General features: G+C 46.6%; 4 protein-coding genes. All 4 read left to right on the forward strand.

All coding sequences use genetic code 11. From position 1 onward, the window contains the following. A partial coding sequence (locus tag ACP5N5_RS06270) for a type II/IV secretion system ATPase subunit (RefSeq protein WP_428134068.1) occupies positions 1 to 883 on the forward strand: 883 nt, incomplete at its 5' end. 5 nt (positions 884 to 888) lie between these two features. Further along, positions 889 to 2,304, forward strand: a complete 1,416-nt coding sequence (locus tag ACP5N5_RS06275; RefSeq protein WP_428134082.1) for a hypothetical protein — start codon at positions 889 to 891, stop codon at positions 2,302 to 2,304. A 56-nt stretch (positions 2,305 to 2,360) separates the two neighbouring features. Continuing rightward, positions 2,361 to 2,717: a hypothetical protein gene (locus tag ACP5N5_RS06280; RefSeq protein ID WP_428134071.1), complete on the forward strand. Its 357-nt coding sequence runs from the start codon at positions 2,361 to 2,363 to the stop codon at positions 2,715 to 2,717. Continuing rightward, positions 2,714 to 3,481 (forward strand): hypothetical protein, encoded by a 768-nt coding sequence (locus ACP5N5_RS06285; RefSeq protein WP_428134077.1) that lies wholly within the window; start codon positions 2,714 to 2,716, stop codon positions 3,479 to 3,481. Before ACP5N5_RS06280 ends, ACP5N5_RS06285 begins: the two co-directional genes overlap by 4 nt. Positions 3,482 to 3,526 lie beyond the last annotated feature (45 nt).

Raw genomic sequence — 3,526 nt, forward strand, 5'->3', positions numbered from 1 at the left:
CATAGAGACTAATCTCAGGGTTGAATCAATAAGAGAGCTTGTGGAGCTACAGCAGTTAATAGCATTAAAGTGTAACACTTATATCTCGGCTTCTAGGCCAATAGTGGATGCACAGCTACCAATCGAGGATGGCGGTCACAGGGTACACCTTGTATCACCTATAGTGGCATACCAGCATCCAGAGATAGTTGTGAGGAAGAGGCCGGGTAAGCCACCCTCAATTGATGAGCTGGTTAAGGAGAAAGCGTTGCCCTTAGCTGTTGCAGAATACTTTAAGTTACTGATAAATAAGAGAATGAGCCTCATAATAGCCGGGCCCCCGGGTTCCGGTAAAACAACACTGCTTAGATCCATACTCTACTCATATATCCCGTTGGAGTGGAAGGTAGTCATCATAGAAGATACTGGAGAGATAGATCCACCTCCGGGTAGTGCCTGGGCAAGATACACTACTGTTGAAACAGGTAGCGTCAGAGTAGACTTGTTCACACTGGCTAAAGCAGCTTTGAGGTCCTCAGCCACCAGGGTGATAGTGATAGGTGAGACGCGAGGCTCTGAGGCTCAGGTGCTGGTGCAGGCAATGCTCTCCGGGATGAGTGGTTTAACAACATTTCACGGCGGTACCCCTAGGGAGGTGGTGACCAGGCTGATCTCCCACCCTATAAGTCTTACTCCAAGCCAGGTCGGGATGTTCACGGCTGTAGCGTTCATGGGCTTCTCAGATAACCCTAGGAGGATACTCACCCGTGTAGTAGAGTTAACATATGACCCCGGGAGAGATAGCGTGGAATACAGTGATATATGGGTTAGGGAGAGGGATGGCTTAGACATAACGCTAGAAGAGATCCTCAAGCGAAGCCGCAGGATCGGTGGGGCCCTGTGAAGAGGATGCTCGGGAGACTCATAGATAAAGTAGTCGATTATTACAGAGGTTGGACGGTGTTTCTTGATGAAGGGTTAGAGGAGTACTTGGAAGCCCCGTGGAAGCTGAAGAGTGCTATAGCGGTAACACTCGAAGGAATCCTAGTGATCCTCTTAACCTCAGCGTCGCAGAGCCCGGGCACTCTAATACTTACAGTGGTACCACTATTGATCATCATTGCCTGGCTTCCAGTACTTGATAAATTAGCGGAGGCCAGGGAGATTCATGGACTCGTGGACAAGGAGCTGGCTTTCTTCATAGTCATGGCTTCGGCTACTTGTAGAACAGGTCTCGAGCCATTGGAGCTACTTAGATACGTCTCCGAGTCCAGGGTATTCAAGGGGTTCAGGGTAATCGGGGAGAAATTCACTTGTTTGGAAAAGATTATTGGAGTAGGAGATGCACTCCGAATTGTCTCCTCGGTTTTAAAGGGGATGGCTAGGACATTCTTTATAGAGTACTCCAGTGCGCTGTCTACTGGAACCGTTATAGAGTATTTGATGAGGAGTGCCGGTGAAGCGGTTAAGGATGCCTGGAGTGGGCTCTCGAGGATTGTTGAGAAGAGGAGTGAGCTGGGAGTCTTAATAGCCGTGGTTGCATCGGTTATGCCAGCATTAACCGTCGGCTTCACGATTCTAATGGATGCATATATATTATACTACACGTTGATCCCAATCCTAATCCTAGGAGTAGTGGGATCCACTATTATACCTAACTACCCTCTCCCATTCAAAGTACTCATCGAGAAGAGTGTCGGCAAAGTGTTATCACTGATGTATATTGTTGGGGTAGTGCTCTTAACATACCCATTAACATATATGGTGTTAACGGATAGCATGATGGAGAAGACGATCCTGTTATACCTAGGTGCTGCATCAATGATTCTTGGAACACCAGGCTTCACACTGATTCTCAGAGCCCTGTTTAAGACGTTTGAATTAAGGAATGTGCTTGAAGACGTCTCAGTAAATGTTAGAACGTATAGGTCACTCATATTTGTCGATGACGAACTCCTCTCACACCTGGGCTCAAAGCCTATACGTACCTGGTTAATAGATTATGTATATGAGACCCTTAGATTCCATAGATCACTCGGTGAGGTAGAGCCAGATGTCTACACCTTGTTCACGGTTTTCACCAATGACCTGCTGAGAACTCTACGCTCATACCTAGCCGGCCTGACAATAATGATTACAGCCATACTATCCACTCCGTTCCTGATTAAGACTCTCCTAACCATAGCCCCATTCACATCAATCACACTGCAGGTAGCCTATTCAAGCATTCTCGCCACGGGATTCATTTCTTCAAAGCTAATGCTTGGAAGAAACATTAGTACACTGGTACCTGGACTACTAGTATTCATCTACGGGCTTCTATGACTCCTTATTAGACTCTAGTAGAGTAGCACCTTGAGGAGGTGTCGTATACGAGGGGGTTGAGCAATATAGTGTCCTCAATACTTCTATTATTAGCCATAGTACCAGCCCTAGTATACCTGGTTAACACCGGCTTAACAAGTGCATCAATAGCCATGGAGACACGGATAGCGGCGAATCATGGATTACTCTACCTGGTTAGAAGCAACGAGGGCTACAGGGTCCTCATATATATTGGGAAACCCCCTGGCAAGCTATACCTGTATGATTCAACCGGTGTCAGGATAGATCTACTGGCTAAATGCGGTTTCACGGAGTCAAGGACATGCATATATCCAGAGCCGCTAGTGCTCAAGCCCCCGGTCTACATGTACATTGATGGAGTAATAATAGCTGGGGTGGTGATCTCACCATGAGGCTCCAGGTCGAGGTATACGGTGCTATAGCTTTAACACTATTGTTAACAGCCGGGAGCGGGCTATACATAGGCTTGATCAAGCAGGCCGAAACTGTTCTAACCGAGCTGAACAACTATGCAAGCGATGAGGCGTCAAGGAGTAGTGAGAAATTATTCTTCAGGCTCCACGGTGACACTGTGATAATAGGTTCCAGCACATATACTATCATTAGGGATATAGTAGTCTACAACTCGACGAGCATAATCTACGAGGATCACTCAGTAGACATAGCAATAGAGCCTGGTTCAAGCATTAATTATACATTACCGGGTAGCGTGGCTGATTCACTAGTGAATGATAGAGCCATCCTAGGCGTGTTTACTGAAAGAGGTAATTTTATAGCATGGAGTCTTGCCGAGGCAGAATACATGTCACAAGTCTTCACGGGCTTCAGGAACACCAGTATCTACGTGGTAAACATTTCCACTTCAAGCCCTCATGAGGCATTGCTAGTCAACTACACGGGAAGTGGTATACTGGTGGAGCTCGTAGTGTACACGTATAGCTCACGTATAAACATAACGAGAATACTGGTCGACGGGATCCAAGTGAACAATGCCCCGATACTGGTTGGCAGCACAGGCAGTATGGTGCCGGCGCAATTCTCAACCCTACCACTCATGTTCCACACCGTGTTCACCAGGAGTATAGAGATATACGGTATTACGTATATCTCCGGGATGATTGAAGTCATCATTATAGTAGCCTGTTCCGGGTTCTAAATCCTTTCTAATTTGGATATTTTTGGATGTGTTTTATCTTCTCGG

The organism is Desulfurococcus sp. (assembly GCF_049970475.1).
GTDB lineage: Archaea > Thermoproteota > Thermoprotei_A > Sulfolobales > Desulfurococcaceae > Desulfurococcus > Desulfurococcus amylolyticus.

Bases quoted from the DNA above. Each gene is read 5' to 3' on its own strand.
- ACP5N5_RS06275 (WP_428134082.1), top strand. From the start codon at position 889: ATGCTCGGGAGACTCATAGATAAAGTAGTCGATTATTACAGAGGTTGG.
- ACP5N5_RS06285 (WP_428134077.1), top strand. From the start codon at position 2,714: ATGAGGCTCCAGGTCGAGGTATACGGTGCTATAGCTTTAACACTATTG.